This window comes from Spongiactinospora gelatinilytica (assembly GCF_003236385.1).
GTDB lineage: Bacteria > Actinomycetota > Actinomycetes > Streptosporangiales > Streptosporangiaceae > Spongiactinospora > Spongiactinospora gelatinilytica.
The window spans coordinates 1-1,669 of record NZ_POUA01000688.1 but is presented as its reverse complement, the minus strand read 5'-3'; the positions used below and the strand labels follow the sequence as shown (position 1 = coordinate 1,669).

Below are 1,669 nucleotides of genomic sequence, written 5' to 3'. Positions count from 1 at the left end.
GACCGCGACGTCCGCGCCGCCCGCGTCGATGCACACGACGCTGCCGGGGGCGGACTCGTCGATGGCGGCCAGCGCGTGCGTGGGCGGCTCGGCCTCCTCGGTCGGCACCTCCCGCACGGTCACCGCGGGGCCGGCCAGCGTGCCCGCGCCCGGCGTCTGCATCCGGATTCCGCCGCTCATGTAGCCGCGGACCCCCTGGAGTTCCACCGCGTCGGCCACCGACGCGGTGGAGACGACGCGGAACGCCGCCAGGACATCCTCGGCGATGCTGGTCATACCGGCTGTTCTCCTTCTCTAAGGTGTTGGGTCAGGTTTGCTGGGGGGTGGGTGCGGCGTCCGTCGCCGGGCCGGTGACCGCGCCGCCGAGCGGTGCGATCTTGCCGATGACGAACGCGTAGACGAGGGCGCCGACCAGGGCCACACCGCCGGCGACGGCCAGCGGGGCCACGTACGACCCGCCGGTCGAGTCCAGCAGGATGCCGACCACGAGCGGGCTGACGAACCCGGCGGCGTTGGAGGCGAAGCCCTGGATGCCGGCCAGCGAGGCCACGTTGCCCGGGGCGGGCGCGACGTCGGCGGGCAGCGCCCACAGGCTGGAGGCGGCGAAGCACAGCGCGCACTGGGAGAGGGCGAGCAGGGCCAGCGCCGCGGCCGGGCTCTCCACGACCCCGGCGAAGACGATCACCGAGGACACCACGAGCCCGCTGATCAGCGGCACCTTGCGGGCGTAGGAGACGCTGCGGCCCGCGTTGATCAGCCGGGTCTGCAGCGCCCCGCCCAGCCACTGCGCCGGGATGGCCAGCAGCGCCGGGAGCATGCCGAAGATCCCCAGCTTGAGCAGGTCGAACCCGCGGGCGTCGACCAGGTAGGACGGGAACCAGGTGATGAAGAAGTAGAGCACGAAGGACAGGCAGAAGAAGCCCAGGATCATGCCCCAGGTGGTGCGGTAGCGCAGCAGCTTGGCCCAGGCCATGGGGGGCACGTCCGAGCCCGCGTCGGCCCCGCCGCCCTCCTTGATGTAGGTGTGCTCCTGCGCGGAAAGGCGCGGGTGCGTCTCGGGGTCGCGGTAGACCCGCAGCCACAGCGCGCAGAACAGCAGGCCGAGCAGGCCGGCCGCGACGAACGAGCCACGCCAGCCGACGACCGCGATGACCACGGTGATCACCGGCAGCGCCAGCGCGGTGCCCGCCCTGCCCCCGCTGTCGAAGATCGACGCGGCCATCGCCCGTTCCCTGGAGGGGAACCAGCGGGCGACGATCTTGGTGCTGGACGGGTAGGAGGGGGACTCGGCCGCGCCGAGCAGCAGCCGCAGCAGGAGCAGCACCAAAAAGCCGCTCGCCGCGCCGATCAGCATGGTCACGATCGACCACCCGGCCACCGCGATCACCATCATCCGGCGCGGCCCGATGCGGTCCACCAGCCATCCGGACGGCAGCAGGGTCACGGCGTAGGTCCAGAAGAACGCGCCGAGCAGCACGCCCGCGCCGGTCTTGGAGAGGTTCAGCTCCTCCGTCATGTACGGCAGCGCGACGCCGAGGTTGGCACGGTCCAGGTAGTTGATCGTCGTGGCGCCGAAGGCCAGCCAGATCATCGTCCAGCGGACGCGTCCCGCGGGTTTGGCCTGGTGGTGGGGGGTCGGTGAACCGGAAAATGCGGTCATGAGCATGAC

2 protein-coding genes are annotated in these 1,669 nt (G+C 71.8%); both read right to left on the bottom strand.

Going from position 1 to position 1,669, the window contains the following annotated elements; genetic code table 11:
- The coding region (locus C1I98_RS38620) for an RraA family protein (RefSeq protein ID WP_199537549.1) at positions 1-276 on the bottom strand (276 nt) is incomplete at its 3' end.
- 31 nt (positions 277-307) lie between these two features.
- Positions 308-1,669: MFS transporter (locus C1I98_RS38615; RefSeq protein ID WP_199537548.1), on the bottom strand; the 1,362-nt coding region annotated here is incomplete at its 5' end.